16 protein-coding genes are annotated in these 18,165 nt (G+C 62.4%); 2 read left to right on the top strand and 14 right to left on the bottom strand.

The window, feature by feature from the left end; genetic code table 11:
* Positions 1–100 precede the first annotated feature (100 nt).
* A complete protein-coding gene (locus tag FJU30_RS19780; protein ID WP_150436701.1) occupies positions 101–796 on the bottom strand; it encodes an IclR family transcriptional regulator in 696 nt (231 codons plus the stop codon).
* Between the two features lie 492 nt (positions 797–1,288).
* On the opposite strand from FJU30_RS19780, the gene FJU30_RS19775 reads away from it, so the two are divergent.
* Entirely contained in the window at positions 1,289–1,774 is a 486-nt protein-coding gene (locus FJU30_RS19775) for a GNAT family N-acetyltransferase (RefSeq protein ID WP_150436700.1), read from the top strand.
* 16 nt (positions 1,775–1,790) lie between these two features.
* On the opposite strand, the gene FJU30_RS19770 is transcribed toward FJU30_RS19775, so the two are convergent.
* The 4 genes from FJU30_RS19770 to FJU30_RS19755 all read right to left on the bottom strand — a co-directional run bounded on the left by FJU30_RS19770 (position 1,791) and on the right by FJU30_RS19755 (position 6,943).
* The gene (locus tag FJU30_RS19770; protein WP_150436699.1) at positions 1,791–2,306 is read right to left on the bottom strand and encodes a nitrogen fixation protein NifQ; all 516 of its coding nucleotides are present in this window, start codon (positions 2,304–2,306) and stop codon (positions 1,791–1,793) included.
* The gene (gene nifB, locus FJU30_RS19765) at positions 2,306–3,712 is read right to left on the bottom strand and encodes a nitrogenase cofactor biosynthesis protein NifB (RefSeq protein WP_150436698.1); all 1,407 of its coding nucleotides are present in this window, start codon (positions 3,710–3,712) and stop codon (positions 2,306–2,308) included. Before nifB ends, FJU30_RS19770 begins: the two co-directional genes overlap by 1 nt.
* Positions 3,713–3,884: 172 nt before the next feature.
* Positions 3,885–5,459, bottom strand: coding sequence for a nif-specific transcriptional activator NifA (gene nifA / locus FJU30_RS19760; RefSeq protein WP_150436697.1), 1,575 nt, complete (start codon positions 5,457–5,459; stop codon positions 3,885–3,887).
* A complete protein-coding gene (locus FJU30_RS19755) occupies positions 5,456–6,943 on the bottom strand; it encodes a PAS domain S-box protein (RefSeq protein ID WP_150436696.1) in 1,488 nt (495 codons plus the stop codon). Before FJU30_RS19755 ends, nifA begins: the two co-directional genes overlap by 4 nt.
* Positions 6,944–7,403: 460 nt before the next feature.
* On the opposite strand from FJU30_RS19755, the gene FJU30_RS19750 reads away from it, so the two are divergent.
* On the top strand, positions 7,404–7,937 hold the full coding sequence (locus tag FJU30_RS19750; RefSeq protein ID WP_150436695.1) for a flavodoxin: 534 nt from the start codon (positions 7,404–7,406) through the stop codon (positions 7,935–7,937).
* A 76-nt stretch (positions 7,938–8,013) separates the two neighbouring features.
* Here the strand turns inward: FJU30_RS19750 and FJU30_RS19745 are convergent, their stop codons facing one another.
* From FJU30_RS19745 to FJU30_RS19705, 9 genes are all read right to left on the bottom strand, one after another.
* Positions 8,014–9,036: a HoxN/HupN/NixA family nickel/cobalt transporter gene (locus FJU30_RS19745; protein WP_150436694.1), complete on the bottom strand. Its 1,023-nt coding sequence runs from the start codon at positions 9,034–9,036 to the stop codon at positions 8,014–8,016.
* A gap of 12 nt (positions 9,037–9,048) precedes the next feature.
* Positions 9,049–11,268 carry a carbamoyltransferase HypF gene (hypF, locus tag FJU30_RS19740; protein WP_150436693.1) on the bottom strand — a complete coding sequence of 740 codons (2,220 nt, stop codon included), beginning with the start codon at positions 11,266–11,268 and terminating at the stop codon, positions 9,049–9,051.
* Positions 11,269–11,314: 46 nt separating this feature from the next.
* Complete coding sequence (gene fdhF, locus FJU30_RS19735) at positions 11,315–13,465, bottom strand: formate dehydrogenase subunit alpha (protein WP_150436692.1); 2,151 nt, start codon at positions 13,463–13,465, stop codon at positions 11,315–11,317.
* Between the two features lie 39 nt (positions 13,466–13,504).
* Positions 13,505–14,050, bottom strand: coding sequence for an electron transport protein HydN (hydN, locus tag FJU30_RS19730; protein WP_150436691.1), 546 nt, complete (start codon positions 14,048–14,050; stop codon positions 13,505–13,507).
* Between the two features lie 161 nt (positions 14,051–14,211).
* The gene (hycI, locus tag FJU30_RS19725) at positions 14,212–14,667 is read right to left on the bottom strand and encodes a hydrogenase maturation peptidase HycI (RefSeq protein ID WP_150436690.1); all 456 of its coding nucleotides are present in this window, start codon (positions 14,665–14,667) and stop codon (positions 14,212–14,214) included.
* The gene (locus FJU30_RS19720; protein ID WP_150436689.1) at positions 14,660–15,070 is read right to left on the bottom strand and encodes a formate hydrogenlyase maturation HycH family protein; all 411 of its coding nucleotides are present in this window, start codon (positions 15,068–15,070) and stop codon (positions 14,660–14,662) included. The genes hycI and FJU30_RS19720 overlap by 8 nt, the downstream gene beginning before the upstream one ends.
* Positions 15,067–15,834, bottom strand: a complete 768-nt coding sequence (locus tag FJU30_RS19715; protein ID WP_150436688.1) for an NADH-quinone oxidoreductase subunit B family protein — start codon at positions 15,832–15,834, stop codon at positions 15,067–15,069. Before FJU30_RS19715 ends, FJU30_RS19720 begins: the two co-directional genes overlap by 4 nt.
* Positions 15,834–16,376 (bottom strand): formate hydrogenlyase complex iron-sulfur subunit, encoded by a 543-nt coding sequence (locus FJU30_RS19710; RefSeq protein WP_150436687.1) that lies wholly within the window; start codon positions 16,374–16,376, stop codon positions 15,834–15,836. The genes FJU30_RS19715 and FJU30_RS19710 overlap by 1 nt, the downstream gene beginning before the upstream one ends.
* A 78-nt stretch (positions 16,377–16,454) precedes the next feature.
* Entirely contained in the window at positions 16,455–18,164 is a 1,710-nt protein-coding gene (locus FJU30_RS19705; RefSeq protein WP_150436686.1) for a hydrogenase large subunit, read from the bottom strand.
* Between the last annotated feature and the right edge of the window lies 1 nt (position 18,165).

The following is an 18,165-nucleotide window of genomic DNA, read 5'->3' as shown; positions in this document are numbered from 1 at the left end:
GACTCCTCGCTATCAACAGAGTCTTCGATAATGGCGACAGATGGCGGCAGCGGGAAGCCTCCCGGCCGAACGCGAGGCAAATGTTCGTGATAGTCGAACTTTAGGCCATGATCCCGCCGGCCAGCCGTATCATCACGCGTTGACTCAGCCGTCCGGCGGGGCCGGCGGCGCCCAGCGCCGCCACGACCCGTCCCTGCTGACGCAGCGGCAACGCCATGCAGTTCATGCCGGGCTCCGCCTCTTCCAGATCCAGCGCATAGCCCTGTCTGGCGATGATTTTCAGCTCCTCCTCAAGCGCCGGCGACATCAGCGCGGCGCGGCGCAGGCTGCGCACCAGGTCCGGGTTATGAGCCAGAAATATTTTACCGATGGCGGAGGTGGTCAGCCCCTCTCGCCGCCCGCGCGGGCTGGCGACGCGCTGCGTATTCTCGCCTTCCAGCGCGTCGATATACAAATATTCGCGCGTACCGCAGGGCACGGCCAGATAGCAGGTTTCGCCGCTGCGCTGCGCCAGCAAACGCAGCACCGGCGCGAACGCCGTGCGCAGTCCGGCGTCGCTATCGGCCAGCGGCTGGGCGATTTCCCGCAGGCGAAGCCCCAGCGCGTAACGCGTGCCGTGCCGGGTAACGTAACCCATGGCGGCCAGCGTATTGAGTAAACCATGCAGGGTGCTTTTATTCAGCCCGAGACGGCGGGTCAAATCCACCAGTCTTAGCTCCCCGCCCGCCTGCGCCAGCGCCTCCAGCAGGGTCATCGCCCGCTCGACGGACTGAATGAGCCGGTTTTCATCGATCATAACGCGTATCCTCCCCGCGCGTTGCCACATCACGCCGGACAGGCGGCGTCGACATTTATCGGACGGGCGACAACAAAACAGGGGAACAGGATACTCCGGCCGGCGCGCCGCAACCAGCGCTCAGAAAAGCGCGCCGCCGCGCATCGTCAGCCGCGCCGGCATTTTCCGTCTCTCCCGGTTTCGTCATCCCCGCGCCGACCGGCGGGCCCGCATCGGCCGCGGCGCGGAGAACGGGGAATCAGGCGCCGCCGACGAATTCGTCCGCTTGCCGTCTTGCCGCATCGCGGAATATAGTGGAGGCGATGCCCTGGAGCGCTCGCGTCGCCGGACAAAACGTTATCGTGTTGAACGGCGCGCCGCGTTGGCCCTTTGCGGGCGACGCGCAGGGACGGGCCGAATAATTGCGCGCGGCCAACGCCCCCGCAACCTGAGGGATGACGGGGATATATCAATCGCGGCCGGGGCCGCCTACTCTTCTTGCCGTGGAGCACCATGCCTTACTATCTGTCGCTGCGCGAAGCAGCCGATCTGTTGCACGAACTGAGTCGACATCTGCACGACGAGTGGCGCGATTTCGCTCCCTGGCGCGCGCCGAATATCATAGCCGACCGGCTGTGGCGGCGCTGTCAGTCCGCTGGCGGCAGCGAAGTGATGCTGGCGCTCGACCCGCCGCGTACGCTGCTGGCGACGGCCAGCATCATTCGCTATGAACTGGCCGACCGGCCCGAGCGCGAGTGGTGGTTAGGCGAAGTCTATACCCTGCCGGCCCAGCGCGGGCACGGCGTCGCCAGCCGCCTGATCCGCGCCTGCGTCCTCAGCTTCCGCCAGCGGCAGCCCGCCGACATCTGGCTTTATACGCCCGACTGCCAGCGTTTTTATCGCCGGCTGGGCTGGCAGGAAGTCGAGCAGCGCGAGGTGCAGGGCGAACGGGTATCGGTGATGGTGCTGCCCGCCAGCCTGACGCCGGCCGGCGAATAAGCGGCCCGGCGTCGGTTCAGGCTTCCGGCGCGAAGCACAGCGACCATTCGCCGCAGTCGTCGCAGGTGGGCGAACGGCACACCAGATCGCCCTCTTCCTGCAGACAGCGCTGCCGATAGAAAAACTTTTTCCAGCGCATGTTGTGTTCGTTCATAGCGACCAGCGGCGGAAAACAGTCGCCCATCAATAACCGCAGCTCGGTGCGCGAAGACAGCCCCAGATCCTGCCACAGATGGTTAAAGGCCAGCGACGCGCTGGCGACGATCAGGTGCATCGGACCGGCGCCCGCCGCCATATGTTGGCGCAGCCAGCCGGCCAGTTGCTCCCGCTCGTCATGGCGCGCCTCGTGCAGTTCGCTCATCAACGCCTGACGCCGATCCCGTTTCTCATCCGGACGCGGCGCCGGCCACGTCAGCCGCCGCACCAGTTCGCGCCACGCGTCATCGTCAAGCCCCATTTGTTCGGGCAGGCAGGATTTACCGGCATCATGCAGCGACAACAAGCGCCGCAACCACAACTCCGACGTAATCATCAGGCAGCCCCCTTCTCTGTTTTCTCATCCTCCCCGGCCAGCCGGCGCTGCCGCCACCAGCGGCTCAGGACATCCGACACGTCCTGCCAGGCGCCCTCCACGCAGGGCTCGATGCCGCCGCTTTCCAGCTTTTGCCATGGCGCATAGCCAATACGCGCGCAGAACACCGCCTTTACATCGGCCAGCAGCGCCAGCATATCGTCCAGGCGCGCCTCGCTGTCCTGCGGCTCGCAGTCGCCGGCGCCGCGACAATATTTAGGCGTAAAGCGTTCATTTACCAAAATGACGCCCGCCGCCGACAGGCTATAAATCTGGAAGCGATCGGCGTGACCGAAATGGCAGTCGATAACGTCGCCGCGCGAAGAGGCCACCGCCACCAGGCAGGCCTGCGGTTCGTCCGACTCGCCGCCCGAGACGAGGCTGGCATGCAGCCGGGCGCGCTGGCGCAGCAACGGCAGATAAGGCTGCGGCCGGGGCGGCAGCGCAGAGAGCGGAAACATCTGGCTGCGGTCCTCTCCCAGCATACCGATAGCATCCGCGCGGCACTGCTGGCAGTGCGACATCTGCGGCATCACCTGCGCGCAACGCCCTCTCACCGCCGTCAGAGCGGCGGCGTCCGGCTCCGGCTGCCCATTGAGACCGAAGACCGTGCCGTGCTCCGGACGGGCGATCAGCGGCATAATATTGTGTAAAAAAGCGCCCCACTCACGCACCTGCCGGCTAACCCGGAACATGGTTGTATCGTTAATCCCCGGGATCAACACCGAGTTGATTTTAACCAGAATGCCCTTTTCCGTCAGTTTGCGAATCCCCTCTTGCTGACGCGCCAGCAGGATTTCGCCGGCCGCGCGCCCCGTATAGCGCTCCCCGTCCAGCCACAGCCAGGCATAGATCTGCGCGGCGATCGCGGCATCCAGCGTATTGAGCGTGACCGTCACGTGATCCACGCCGATCTCGATCAGCCGATCGACCGCATCGGGCAACATCAGACCGTTGGTGGACAGACACAGTTTGATATCCGGCATGCGGGCGCGCAGCAGCTCCAGCGTTCTGAAGGTGCGGCCGATATTGGCCAGCGGATCGCCCGGTCCGGCAATGCCGATCACCGACAGCTGAGGAATCGCCTGCGCCACCAGTTGCGCTTTCGCTACCGCCTGCTCCGGCGTCAGCAGCTCGGAAACCACGCCCGGCCGCGATTCATTACTGCAATCGTACTTACGATTACAGTAATTGCACTGCAGGTTACAGGCCGGCGCGACGGCCAGATGCATGCGGGCAAAGTGATGATGCCCGCTCACCGAATAGCACGGATGGTGTGCCACCTTGTTCGCCTGGAGCGGCGTAAAAATGTCAGTGCCGCCGTTACGGCAGCGCTGCGGGCCGGATGCTGATGGACAGGGGGTCATAATATTCGCCTGTAGTTACGGAATCATATCTGCGTCGTTGCAAGAGCCATACCGTCAGCCATGCGAAAAAAAAACAGATAAAACAATCGAATAAAAATGACTGTGCGAGGAAGATTTGTCAGGATTACGGCATTGGGCTGACAATGTGTCAAATACCACAATGCCGTATCGGTCACAGGCGGTGCATATTGATATCCATGATTTGGATCCGGTAGGCGACCTGACGCGGCGTCATGCCCAGCAGGCGCGCCGCTTTGGCCTGCACCCAGCCGGTCTTTTCCAGCGCGGCGATCAGGCGCTGACGCTCATCGAGGTTCGGGTCGAGCCAGCTCTCTTCCGCCGCCGGCGGCTGGCTGGTCGGTTTGCTGGCCAGCGGGACGCTTTCATGGTGATTAAACAGGATCACGTCCCGATCGATCAGCCCGGTCTCCGTCATCACCGCCGCCCGCTCAAGGCAATTTTCCAGCTCGCGCACGTTGCCCGGCCAGCTGTAGCTCAGCAACAGGCGGATCGCGCCGTCGCTGATACGCAGCGCCCGTCCCTGATGGGACGCGATTTTCTTCACCAGAAAATGCGCCAGCTCGATAATATCTTCCTGCCGTTCGCGCAGCGGCGGCAACGTCACCGGCATCACATTCAGTCGGTAGTACAAATCCTCGCGAAAATTGCCCGCCCGCACTTCCTCTTCCAGGTTGCGGTTGGTGGCGGCGATAATGCGCACGTCGACGCGCAGGGTTTCATCGCCGCCGACCCGCTCCATCTCGCCTTCCTGCAGGATGCGCAGCAGTTTGGCCTGGAAAGAGGCGCTGCTTTCGCCGATTTCATCCAAAAACAGCGTGCCGCCGTCCGCCAGCTCAAACCGCCCTTTACGCTGCCTGACCGCGCCGGTAAAGGCGCCTTTTTCATGGCCGAACAGTTCGCTCTCCAGCAGGTTGTCCGGCAGCGCGGCGCAGTTGAACTTGACGAAGGGCGCAGCCGAACGCGGCGAATTATAGTGAATGGCGTTGGCGATCAACTCCTTTCCGGTGCCGCTTTCGCCGCGCACCAGCACGGTAGTGTCCCATTTGGATACCTGACGAATAATATCCATGGTCTGACGCATCGCCGGGCTTTTCCCCACCATATTTTCGAAGCCGAACGGCCGTGATACCTTGCAGCTCACCGGTCGCGAGCCCTGGACCACCGGGACGCCTTCGCGCCGCGCCGGCTGCATCAGCCGCACGGTCTGCGCCACCAGGTTGGCCACCGTCTCCAGAAAACGGACGCTGGCCGACAGACGCTCCTCATACAGCGCCATCGGCTGCGCGGCCAGCACGCCGATCGGCTGCTGTTCGACGCCGGAGATCGGCACGCAGATAAACGGCAGGTTGTAATCATAGATATTCAGCCGATCGAGAAAGCGCTGATCGTCGGCCACGCGCGTCAGCACCAGCGGCTGACGTTGATTCATCACCGCCCCCACCAACCCTTCGCCGAGCCGGTAGCGTACCTGGTTCACGCCGGCCATCACCTGGTCGTCATCGCTGCGCAGCGCCTCAACCGCCAGCGCGCCGCGCTGTTTATCGAACAGGCAGATCATGCCGTGTTGCATAAAAGCATCGTCATGCAGCACGCGCAACACCGACTGCAGCGTCTGGCTGATATCCATCGAACGGCTGAGGACCACGCTGATTCGCTGCAACGCGGTGAACTGCTGAGACAGATCGAACCGCCAGACTACTTTGCCCGTTTCCGGTACATGTGTCATTTACCGCCTCCTGTCGCTGACAATCCCAGCGGTAGACGCAGGGTTAAACAGGTTCCGCCGCCCGCGCGCGAAGTCAGATCGATGGCGCCCTGGTGGTGGGCGACCAGCGTCTGAATCAGACGCAGCTCCATGCCTTTGCCCGGCGTGGTCAGCGCCGCGGACGAACGGGCATAGCGCACCTGGGCAAGAGGGACATTGTCATCGATATACAGCACCAGCCAGCCGCTGTCGTGACGGGCGAAAATATGCACCGCCAGCGAGAAAGGCTGCACTTCCTGCGCCAGCGACAGCGTGCGATCCAGCCACAGGCTGAGGGTGGCCAGAATCTGCGTACGCTGTCCGAACGCGCAAATATCCATATTCTCCAGTTCGCACTGCAGGGTGTCGCCCTCGATAAAACGGCTGTGATACAGCGCGCTCAGGTCGTCCAGCAGATCCTGCAGCGGCCATTCGTCCGCCGGTTCGAAATCCAGCGACGGCCGGCAGGCCTGTAAGCGCGCCACCGCCTCCTCACCCTCGCGCCAGGCCGACTCCAGCGCCACATTGCTGCGATCCGCGCCGTTGAGCCGGCGCGCGGCGGCCAGCATATTCAGCGGACAGTTCAATTGAATCAATGCGGCGTCCAGCGACTCGCGAATCGCCGCCAGCAGCTTGCCGTTGGTCAATTGCTGTTTAAGACGATCAATGCGCCCCTGCCGTTGCTGTTGCTGCTGCTCGGTGCAGTCGGTCATCACGATCAGCGTGCGCGCCAGACCGCTGTCGGTAAAGTAGCGGCTGGCCTCCTCGCTGACGCCCGGCAGCGTCCAGAAGCCCAGCGTCAGCCAGCGCACCGCGCCGCGCACCGTCACCGGCAGCGGAATACCTTCCTGCAGCGTTTTTTTACTGTGCGGAAAATCCAGCACCGCCAGCAATTCACGGCCACCGCAATCGGCGCACAGCGTTTTATAAGCCAGATTATCCATAATCACATGATCCTGTTCGTCCACCACCACCACCGCCGCCGGGATGTTATTCAGCACGGCGGTGATTAATGTCATATGGTTGCGCAGGCGCTGCTCCAGCGCGTAGCTGGCGCTGATATCGCGATGCATCGCCAAAAAATGTTCGATGTCCCCCTGGGTATTGAAAATCGGCGTGATATCGATCTCCGCCAGATACAGGCTGCCGTCGCGCCGCCGGTTAATCAGCTGACCGCGCCAGGCGCCGCCCTGCAGCAGCACCTGCCACATATCGCGATAGAGCGCCTTCGGCGTCTGCTGGCTGGCCAGAATACGGTGGTTCTGCCCCAGCAACTGCGCCAGACTGTAGCCGGTCAGGCGACAAAACGCCGGATTGGTGTATACAATTCGGGCGGCGGGATCGGTCAGCGAGATGGCGACCGACGACTGCTCGACCACCGTGGAAAACAGCAGCGGATGCTGGCGGGATAAAGCGCTGGCGATCCCGCCTAAAGGAAAAGGTCCCGCCATTAAATTCATCGTCATGACATAACTCCCACAGAACAGGTTCGATGATGTCCGCTTTACGACAATTTGTGGCGCAATCCGGCATCACAAACGAAAAACGCGCGGCGCGGAATAACCATGCAAACCTTGCGCCCTTTATACATTAACCATCATGAACATTGATCTGGATGCGGTTTTTCTCGCCCGAATCGCGCCAGGCGCGCCGGGCCGCCCGCGCGACAACGCCACGCTTGCCCCAGCAGCGCGCAATTTAACGCGCGAATTGCTTATTTAATGTGCAACTCAGGGTTGGCACAGCATTCGCAACACAGGCGCAGAGTCCATTCTCCGCGGGCATGACGAAGGGGAAGAACATCGTGGCGCAACGCATGATCGCGCCAATGCGCGAAGCCGGCGGGCGACGCGCGGAGGATGGCCATTTTCCCGTTAACAATTAAGTCAATACATCAATCCACTCTCTATCAATCAGGAGCGTATTATGGCGAACATTGGTATTTTCTTTGGTTCCGATACGGGGAAAACCCGCAAGATTGCCAAAATGATCCAGAAAAAATTGGGCGACGACGTCGCGGACGCGCCGGTCAACATCAACCGCGCCACGCTTGATAGCTTTCTCGCTTATCCGGTGCTGCTGCTGGGAACGCCCACGCTGGGCGAAGGACAGCTGCCGGGCGTCGACGCCGGCTGCGAAAGTGAGTCGTGGATGGAATTTACCGATACGCTGGCGACGGCCGACCTCAGCGACAAAACCGTGGCGCTGTTCGGGCTGGGCGACCAGCAGTGTTACCCGGATAACTTCGTCAGCGCGCTGAAAACGCTGTATGACGCGGTGATTGAGCGCGGCGCGAAAGTGATTGGCGAATGGCCGAACGAGGGCTATGAATTTACCGCCTCCGCCGCGCTGGTGGACGGCCGCTTCGTCGGGCTGGTTCTCGATCAGGATAATCAGTTCGATCTGACGGAGGAACGGGTCGACGGCTGGCTGGAACAGATCAAACCGGCCATTCTGTGATCCCCGACCGCCCCCCTGTTCTCATCGCTCCGGTCGCTGACGTCTTCAGGCCGACCGGGGCGACCTGCGCACGAACTCAGCGCACCACCAGCGCATCGTAACCTTTGCGTCGGTAATTGAAAATCGACACGATCCAGATGGCGACGAACAGCCCCACCACCACAAAGCCGGCGTCGCCGAGATTGTCGCTCACGCCGGCCAGCCATTGCCAGATGCCGCCGCGCAAATCGAACCGGTCGATCAGCAGACCGATCGCCTCCAGCCCGCCGATAAACAGCGCGACCACGACGGAAGTGCCGGTGATGGTCATATTGTAATAGAGCTTGCGCTGCGGTTTGTTAAAGGCCCAGCTGTAGGCGCCCACCATGATGAGGTTATCAAGAGTATCGATCAACGCCATGCCGCTGGCGAACAACGCCGGGAAAACCAGAATCGACCACAGCGACATACCGCTCGAAGCGCTGGCCGCCGACAGACCCAGCACGCCGACTTCGGTGGCGGTATCAAATCCCAGGCCGAACAGGAAGCCGACCAGATACATATGCCAGCTTTTGCCGATCAGCCTGAAGGTAGAGCGAAACAGCCAGCTCATCAGTCCGCCGCCGGCCAAATCATCCGCCTGCCGGCTCAGCGGCTCGCCGCGTTTTAGCTGGCGGAAAGTACGCCATACGCCGCGCAGAATCACCAGGTTGACCAGCGCCATCGCCAACAGGAACACGGCCGACACCGCGGTGCCGATTACCCCGCCGACCTCGTGAAACCATGCCATATCGCGCTGAAAGGCTGCGGCGGCGGCGGCAATGGCGGCAGAAGCCAGCAGCACAATACTGGAGTGGCCGAGCGAGAACCAGGCGCCCACGCCGTAAGGGCGTTTGCCCTGTTGCATCATTTTACGCGTGACATTGTCGATGGCCGCGATATGGTCCGCGTCCACCGCGTGGCGCAGCCCGTAGCACCAGGCCAGCAGGCTGGCCGCCATCAGCGCGGAACTATGATGGAAAGCGTTGAAAGCCCAGAGCCAGGCGGCGAGATTAGCGACGACCAGAACCGAAAGCAGCGCCAGCGCGCGCGGGTGTTGACGACACAGCGAGTTAATCATGACGTTATCCTGTTATGACAAAAAACGGGCGGCGGCGATCGCCGCCTGCCCAAAGGCAATACCGCCATCCCCGGCCGGTAAACGGTGCGGGAACAACAGTTCGAAATCAGACAGCCGGGCGGCCAGCCGCGCGCGCAGCAGGCGATTGTGAAACACGCCGCCGCCGCAGACGACGGTGTTGATCGGTCCGGCATAATGGCGTACCAGCGCCGCAAACCCCATCGCCAGCGCGTCGTGAAACGCCCAGGCCCGGGCGCGATCATCGGCGCGCCAGTTAAGCCACTGACGCCAGAAGGCGGCCATATCCGGCCGGCCGTCGAGCAGCGGCAGCGTAACCGGATGGTCCACCGGTCCGCCCTGCGCCGCCAGCGCTTCCAGCCGGCAGGCGGCTTCGCCTTCGTAGCTCTGCGCCTGCGCCACGCAGCCCAGCGCCGCCGCCGCCGCATCGAACAATCGACCGGCGGACGAGGCGCGCGGCGCGTTGATGCCCCGCTCCACCGCGCGCGCCAGCGGCTGCCAGCGTTGACGCAGAACGGCGGCCGCTTCCGGCCGCTGCTGCCAGTCGGGCACAAAGTCGAGAAACTGCGCCAGCAGATTACGCCACGGCTGACGCGCGGCGAGATCGCCGCCGGGCAGCGCCACCGCCGGCAATCCGGCCAGCCGACGGCAGCGACGATAATCCAGCCGCAGACATTCTCCGCCCCATAGCTGGCCGTCTTCGCCGTAGCCGATGCCGTCGAGCGTCAGAGCGATAACCTCGCCGCCGTCGAGCGGCCAGCCGTGCTCCGCCAGGCAGGCGGCGGCATGGGCATGGTGATGCAGAATGCGCTCGCCCGGCAGGCCGCTCTGCGCCGCGAATTCGGCGCCGCGATAGCCGGGGTGCGCGTCCAGGGCGATGCGCTGCGCGTTGAACTGGTAAATGTCGCACATCAGGCTCAGCGTCCGACGCCACTGGGCTTCCGTCTCCGGCTGGCCGAGATCGCCCAGGTGCTGGCTCAGCAGTACCTCGCCGTCGCGCACCAGCGCAAAGGCGTTCTTCAGCTCCGCGCCCAGACAGAGCGTGGCCGGCACGGGCCCGAAACCCGGCGGCAGCGGCAACGCGTCCGGCACAAAGCCGCGGGCGCGGCGCAGCATTTCACCGTCGGCGCGCATTACCGAATCGTCCATCCGCTGCAGAATGTCGCGATTGTGCAGCAGCAAGCCGTCGGCTATCCCCGCCAGCTGCGTCTGCGCCTGCCGGTTGGTCAGCGCCGGCGGACGGCCGTTCAGGTTGCCAGAGGTCATCACCAGCGGCCGGCCGATATCCTGCATCAACAAATGCTGCAGCGGGTTGGCGGGCAGCATGACGCCCACCTCATTGCGTCCCGGCGCGATGGCGGCGCTCAGTGCCGGCAGATACGTTTTGTCGACCAGCACAATCGGCGCGGCCGCGCTGGCGAGCAGCGCGACGGCATCGGCCGGCAGCCCGTCGGCGCGCGGCAGCATCACCGCCAGCGGTTTGGCCGGCCGGCGCTTGCGCGCGCGCAAGCGCGCGACCGCCGCGTCGTTAGCGGCGTCGCAGGCCAGATGGAAACCGCCCACGCCTTTAATGGCGACGATGTCGCCGGCGCGCAGCGCGCCGAGCGCCGCCTGTAAGGCGGCCTGCCTGTCGGCCTGCCGATGGGGCGCGACCCACGTCAGCTGCGGCCCACACTGCGGGCAGGCCAGCGGCTGAGCGTGAAAGCGCCGGTCGGCCGGCGCGCGGTATTGCGCCGCGCAGTCAGGGCAGAGCGGGAACGCCGCCATCACGGTGGCGGGTCGGTCATAGGGCATCGCCCGGATGATGGTGAAACGCGGTCCGCAGTGGGTGCAGTTAATAAACGGATAGCGATAGCGCGGATCGCGCGGATCGTTCAGTTCCCGCAGACAGGCCGGGCAAGTAGCGGCATCCGGCGCAATTTGCGTGGTCATGGCGCCGCCGCCGCTCCGGCGAATAGTGAACGCCTGCGGCAGATCCGGCCAGCAAAAGGCGCGACGCGACACGCGGTCGATGCGCGCCAGGGGCGGGCAGTCGCGCCGGAGCGCGTCGATAAACGCGCCGGCGTCGCCCGCCAGACGCACCACCACGCCGCCGCCGTCGTTACAGACGTCGCCGTGCAGACCCAGGCGAGTAGCCAGTTGCCAGACCAGCGGCCGGAAGCCGACGCCCTGCACCTTGCCCTCAATGCGCAAAATCGTACCGTTATCGTTCATCGTCGAAAGCGCGCGGGCCGCGACGGCCCGCGCGAACGGGAAAGGCTTACGCCGAAGCGGCGTCCCGCAGTCGGGCCTTCATCTCGGTGTAAGTGGTTTGCGTGTAGTTTTCCGCCCAGGCCTGATCGGCGATGGTTTCGACCTTCACCGCGCAGTACTTGGTTTCCGGCGTTTTGGAAATCGGATCGAGATTGTCCTGCGTCAGCTCATTACAGGCGCCGATCCACCACTGATAGGTCATGTAGACCGAACCTTTATTAATGCGTTCGTTCACGTCGGCACGGCTGATCACCTTGCCGCGCCGCGAACTCACCCATACCAACTCGCGGTCTTTAATCCCCAGACGCTCGGCGTCCTGCGGGTTGATCTGCATAAAGCCCGGCTCATCGGCCAGCGTTTGCAGCGCCGCGCAGTTGCCGGTCATAGAGCGGCAGGAGTAGTGGCCGACTTCACGCACGGTGCACAGCACCAGCGGATACTCGGCGTCGGGACTCTCCGCCGGCGCGCGCCACGGCGCGGCGAACAGCTGGCCTTTGCCGCTCGGGGTGTCGAACTTGTTGCCCTGATAGAGATACGGCGTACCGGTGTGCTCAAGCGTCGGACACGGCCACTGAACGTGCCCCATATCGCCCATTTTTTCGTAAGTCACCCCGTAGAACAGCGGGCAGAGTTCGCGCATTTCGTCCCAGATTTGCTGATTGGACTCGTAATGCATCGGGTAGCCCATCTCCGTGGCGATCAGACTGATGATTTCCCAGTCGCGCTTAACGTTATATTTCGCCTCGATGGCTTTTTCGAAACGCTGGAAGCCGCGATCGGCGCAGGTAAACACCCCGCCGTGCTCGCCCCAGGAGGTGGCGGGCAGCAACACGTCGGCGACCTCGGCGGTTTTGGTCATGAAAATATCCTGCACTACCAGGAAATCCAGCGCCTCGATGCCTTTACGCACCAGCCCCAGATCGGCTTCGGTCTGCAGCGGGTCTTCGCCCATGATGTAATAGGCTTTAACTTTGCCCTCCAGCGCCAGGTGCGGCACCTCGGTAATGCGCACGCCGACTTTGTCGTCCATCACCGCCGGGTCGATGCCCCAGGCGTGGGCGAATTTGGCCCGCATATCGGCATCGGTGACGTCCTGATAGCCGGGGAACAAATTAGGCAGTACGCCCATATCGCACGCGCCCTGCACATTATTCTGGCCGCGCACCGGGCCGACGCCCACGTGCTCGCGGCCCAGATTGCCGGTCAGCAGCGCCAGACTGGCCAGCCCTTTCACCACGTCCACCGCCTGGCCGAACTGCGTTACCCCCATGCCCCACATGATGGTGGCGGAAGGCGCCGCGGCGTAAGTGCGCATCGCCTGGCGGATTTGCTGCGCCGAAACGCCGGTCAATTCCTCCACCGCTTCCGGCGCGTAATCCTTCACGTTTTCCCGATAAGCGTCGAACCCTTCGCTATAGCGGGCCACGTACTCTTTATCGTAGAGATTCTCTTCCAGCAGCACGTAAGCGAAGGCGTTGACCAGCGCCATATTGCAGCCGTTATGGATTTGCAGATGCTGGTCGGCGATACGCGCGGTTTCAATTTTACGCGGATCGCACACAATGATTTTGGCACCGTTTTGCTTCGCTTTCAGCACGCGGCGCGCCACGATCGGGTGGGAGTCGGCGCAATTGTAGCCGACCACCAGCAGACATTTAGAATTTTCGATATCTTCGATCGAGTTGCTCATCGCGCCGTTGCCCAGCACCGCCTGCAGGCCGGCCACGGAAGGGCCGTGGCAGACGCGGGCGCAGCAGTCGACGTTGTTGGTGTTCAGCACCGCGCGGGCGAACTTCTGCATGACATAGTTGGTTTCATTGCCTGTGCCGCGTGAGGAACCGGTGGTCATGATGGCGCGCGGCCCGTATTTAGCTTTGATTTCCGCCAGCCGTTGCGCGGTGTAGCGAATGGCCTCATCCCAGGAAACCGGCGTCAGTTTGCCGCCTTTTTGCAGGCGGATCATCGGCTGCGTCAGCCGCGGCGTAAGCAGTTTAGTGTCGTTGAGGAAATCCCAGCCGTAGTAGCCTTTCAGGCACAACTCGCTCTGATTGGTGACTCCGGGCGCCGCTTCCGCGCGCAGGATTTTGTTGTTGTCTACGACGAGTTTCAGTTTGCAGCCCGCACCGCAGTACGGGCAAACGCTGGTGATTTTTTTCATCACTAACAGACCTGTTATCAAAAGTTGAAAGCGCGCGATTTAAAAAATCAGCGTGGAAAGACCATCCAGTGCCGCACGGCGGCGGCGTTCTGCGCTCAGTTGTTCGAGCTTGCCGCGATCGATACACACAATCGCTTTGGTCGGGCAGACCGCCATGCAGGCCGGTCCCTCTTCACGCTGATAGCAGAGATCGCATTTATTGGCTTCGGCTTTTTCCGCCTGTACGTTAAGCCCCGCCCCGCTGTTGCGCACGACGGGACGAACCACCACTTCCATCGCGCCGTAGGGGCAGGCCACCACGCAGGTTTTGCAGCCGATGCAGCGTTCCTGGTGCACATGCACGAAATCGTCGTCGCGGCTAATGGCGCCGTTCGGGCACACATTGGCGCAGGGCGCGTCTTCACACTGGCGGCACATGGTGGCGGTAGAAACATTCACGCTTTTAATCACGTGAATACGCGGCAAGAACGTTTGCGGCGTCAGCGCCGAGCAGTCCTGGTTTTCCTGGTGCGAAACCACGCAGGCCACTTCGCAAGTGCGACAGCCAATACATTTGCCTGCGTCAGCAATGATGAAACGGTTCACAGTGTTCTCCGGCTATGGACGTAATGCCTCTGTTATACACAATTCATGCCAACTTTTAATTATATGATTTTAAACAATATTTAAAGATAAGGTCGGTATCGGCGCCGTGTCATCGACACTTGTGTCGACGGACGTGACAGCGGCGCGACGCGCGCCGTCGCCTACAGCGCCTCAAATCCGCCGTTGCCCCGCCAGTCCGCCAGCCGTCGATATACCGTCTCAACCGCCCGCGCGATCGCCGCGGTCATCGGATAATAAAAACCGACGATATCCGGCTGGATGCCGAGGAAAATCACCTCGCCCACATCATCCCGCAGCTGATCGATCAGATAATTGAGCGGCATATTGTGGGTGGTCATCATAAACATCTCCGCGATGTCGTCCGGATCGACGATGCGGATCTCGCCGGGATTAAGCCCCATGTCGGTGGCGTCGACGATCAGCAGCCGCACGGGATGAAGCGCGCGAATGGCGGCAATCTCGTTTTCCGGCACGCTGCCGCCGTCGAACACCCGCCAGTCGCCCGGCGGTACGGCGCGGCATTTTTCGGCCAGCAAAGGACCGGCGCCGTCATCGCCCATCATGCTGTTGCCGACGCACAGCAATACATCAGTCATGCAGCCTCCTGACCATGACATAAATCGCCGGTTCCTGCTGGATGGCCTGTAGCAAATTGAGCAATCTGCGGCTCCACGCTTGCTGTTCGGCGTTTTGTCCGGCCAGCGCGGCGTCAAAGGCGCGGGCCAGCATCGTCACATGATTCTGATCGATGACGATTTCCCCGTAGCGCGGCACGCCCTCCATCTTGCGCCGCGCGTCGCTGCCGGCTTCCAGCGTGGCGATCCAGTTCCGATAGGCATCAAACGGACAACTCAGCGCCGGCTGCAGACAGTCGATCACGCCCAGATGGTGGCCGATCGCCAGGCTGTAATACACCACCTGCTGCGCCTGGGCCGGCGTATCGTCATTTTCGTCGACAAACTTGCGGCACAGCTGACTAAACAGCACAGTCTCGCTCATCGGATTCGCTCCCGTTCCACCACCGCGCTCAGGCGGGAAACAATTTCGCTCAGGCGCGGATCGTTTTCCTGCGCCAGCCAGTTCGCCACGCCGTCATTGCCGGCAGACAGGCGGCTGATAAAATCGTTGGCGATCTGGCGGCCATAGCGATAACCCGCCAGACGCCGGGCGGCGCGTTCGATGCGCACGCGCAGCGGCTGCACCATTTGCGGCTGCAGTAGCTGCACGGGCTGGTTGTCCTCTTCGCCCGGCGCGCGCGCGTGAATTTTCTGCTCCAGCAGCCCCAGCGCCATGGCGAAACCGTACAGCGTCGCGGCCGGGGTCGGCGGGCAGCCTGGGATATAGACGTCCACCGGCACGATCTTGTCGGTACCGCCCCACACGCAGTAGAGATCGTGGAAAATCCCGCCGCTGTTGCCGCAGGCGCCGTAAGAGATGCAGATTTTCGGGTCCGGCGCCGATTCCCAGGCGCGCAGCGCCGGCGAACGCATGGCGCGGGTCACCGCGCCGGTAAACAACAGAATGTCGGCGTGGCGCGGCGACGGCACCACCTTGATGCCGAAGCGTTCGGCATCGAACAGCGGCGAAAGCGTGGCGAAAATTTCGATTTCGCAGCCGTTGCAGCCGCCGCAGTCCACGCGGTAAACATAGGCCGAACGTTTAATGTTTTTCAGCAGCGACGTTTTCATGCGGGCGATGGATTCATCCACCGTTACCGGCACGGGGATGCCGTTCGCGTCGCGCGGGCCGATGAGATCCGTCATCAGATGACCTCCTTCAGTTCACGAGTGAAATTAATGCGTTCGGATGACGCCAGATCCTGACGACGCTTACACGCCGGACAGGTTTCGAAACCGGCGCGCCGCGCCTGCGCCTGGCTGTCGCCGTTGTGTTCCAGCAGCGCGATGGCGTAATCGATCTCTTTTTGCACCGCGAACGGCTGCGCGCAGACGCGGCAGTTGCAAAGATCGAAACTCGCCTGCTGCAGAAAATCATCCTTGTTCCATACCGCCAGCTCATACTCCTGCGACAGTTTGATCGCCGCCGTCGGGCAGACCTCTTCGCAACGGCCGCAGAAAATGCAGCGCCCCAGATTGAACTGCCAGTTCAACCGCTCGTTGGCGATATCCGTGCTCACCGTGAGCGCGTTGGACGGGCAGGCATTGACGCAGGCCGCGCAGCCGATGCACTGCGCCGGATTATGCTGCGGTTTGCCGCGAAAATTAGGATCCACCGCGACGGGCTGCAGCGGATACGCCTCCGTGACCACTCCGGTTTTTAACGCTTTTTTAATGAAGTTAAACATGATGACTCCGGTTACCCCTTTCGCCGTCTCTCCGCCGCGCGACAAACGCGCGGCGGGCGTGTCGAAAAGGCGACAAAATTATTTCAACGGCGAATTCCGGCGCTCGATGCCGTAGCGCTCCAGCTCTTTGTACGGCACCACCTGGCTTTTCTTCTTGCGCACATCCACCACCGTCATACGATCGGTGCACGAGTAGCACGGATCCAGGCTGCCGATAATCAGCGGCGCATCGGAAACGGTATTGCCGCGCAGCATGTAGCGCAGCGTCGGCCAGTTGGCGTAGGTCGCGGCGCGGCAGCGCCAGCGGTAGAGCTTTTGGTTGTCGCCGGTCATGCTCCAGTGGATATCGTCGCCGCGCGGCGCTTCGGCGAAGCCGAGCGCGAAGCGGTGCGGGATATAGGTAAAGCCTTCCACCAACAGCGGGCCGCCGGGCAGGTTGTCCAGACCGAAATCGATCATATTCAGCGCGGTGAAAACCTCATTGATGCGCACCTTCAGTCGTGAAATTACATCGCAACCCTGTTCGCTGTGCACCGTCATCGGCAGCAGACCATAGCCGACGAACGGGTGATCGGCGCGGGTATCGCGGGCGTGGCCGCTGGCGCGCACCATCGGGCCGACGTTACTGAAATCGCGCGCGATCTGCGGATCAAGGCGGCCGATGCCCACCGTACGCTGTTCGATATTCGGCGTGCTGAGCAGAATATCCACCAGATCGCGCACTTCGCGCCGCATCTGTTGCGCCAGCGCCCGCGTCTGCGTCATATCGTCTTTCAGCAGATCGCGGCGGATGCCGCCGATCAGATTCAGACCGTAAGTCTTACGCGCGCCGGTAAGAATCTCCGCCATTTTCATCGACGATTCGCGCACGCGGAAAAACTGCATAAAACCGGAGTCGAAACCGACGAAATGGCAGGCTAACCCCAGATTGAGCAAGTGACTGTGCAGACGTTCCACCTCCAGCAGGATGGCGCGGATCATCTGGGCGCGCTCCGGCACCACGATGCCCATCGAATTTTCCACCGACGTGGTATAGGCCGTGCTATGGGCAAAGCCGCAAATGCCGCACACCCGGTCCGACAGAAAGGTGACTTCGTTGTAGCCCATGCGCGTCTCGGCCAGCTTTTCCATACCGCGGTGCACGTAGAACAGGCGGTAGTCGGCATCGACAATGTTTTCGCCGTCGACGAACAGCCGGAAATGGCCGGGCTCGTCGGAAGTGACGTGCAGCGGGCCGATCGGCACGACATTGTTTTTCTTATCGCCCAGTTCGTTGACGAACTGATAGGTTTCGCGATCGGTGGTCGGCGCCGGGCGCTGACGGTAATCCATGCTGTCTTTACGCAGCGGATAGAGATCGTCCGGCCAGTCGTCCGGCAGCACCAGACGTCGTTCGTCCGGCAGCCCGACCGCGATCAGCCCGTACATATCGCGCACCTCGCGTTCGCCCCACACCGCGGCCGGCACGCGCGGCGTCACCGACGGGAACTCCGGTTTATCGGCGTCGACTTCCACCCGCACCGTGATCCAGCACTTTGTTCCCTGTTCCATCGACAGCACGTAATAGAGCGCATAATTGCCGCACAGCCGGCGTTCGTCGTTGCCGAACAGTACAGACAGCCAGCCGCCCTGTCGGTAGTACAGGAACTCCACCACCTCGGGCAGATAATTAAGCTTTACGGTAATGGTCAGCTGATCGCGGGTTTGCCAGGCTTCGTCCAGCACCACGCCGGGAAAGGCCTGGTGCAGCGCGGCGAGATAGTGTTGACCCAGTTTTTCTTCACACATT

Source organism: Affinibrenneria salicis, from assembly GCF_008710095.1.
The sequence above is the reverse complement of the archived record's forward strand: the minus strand, read 5'-3'. Positions and strand labels throughout refer to the sequence as shown.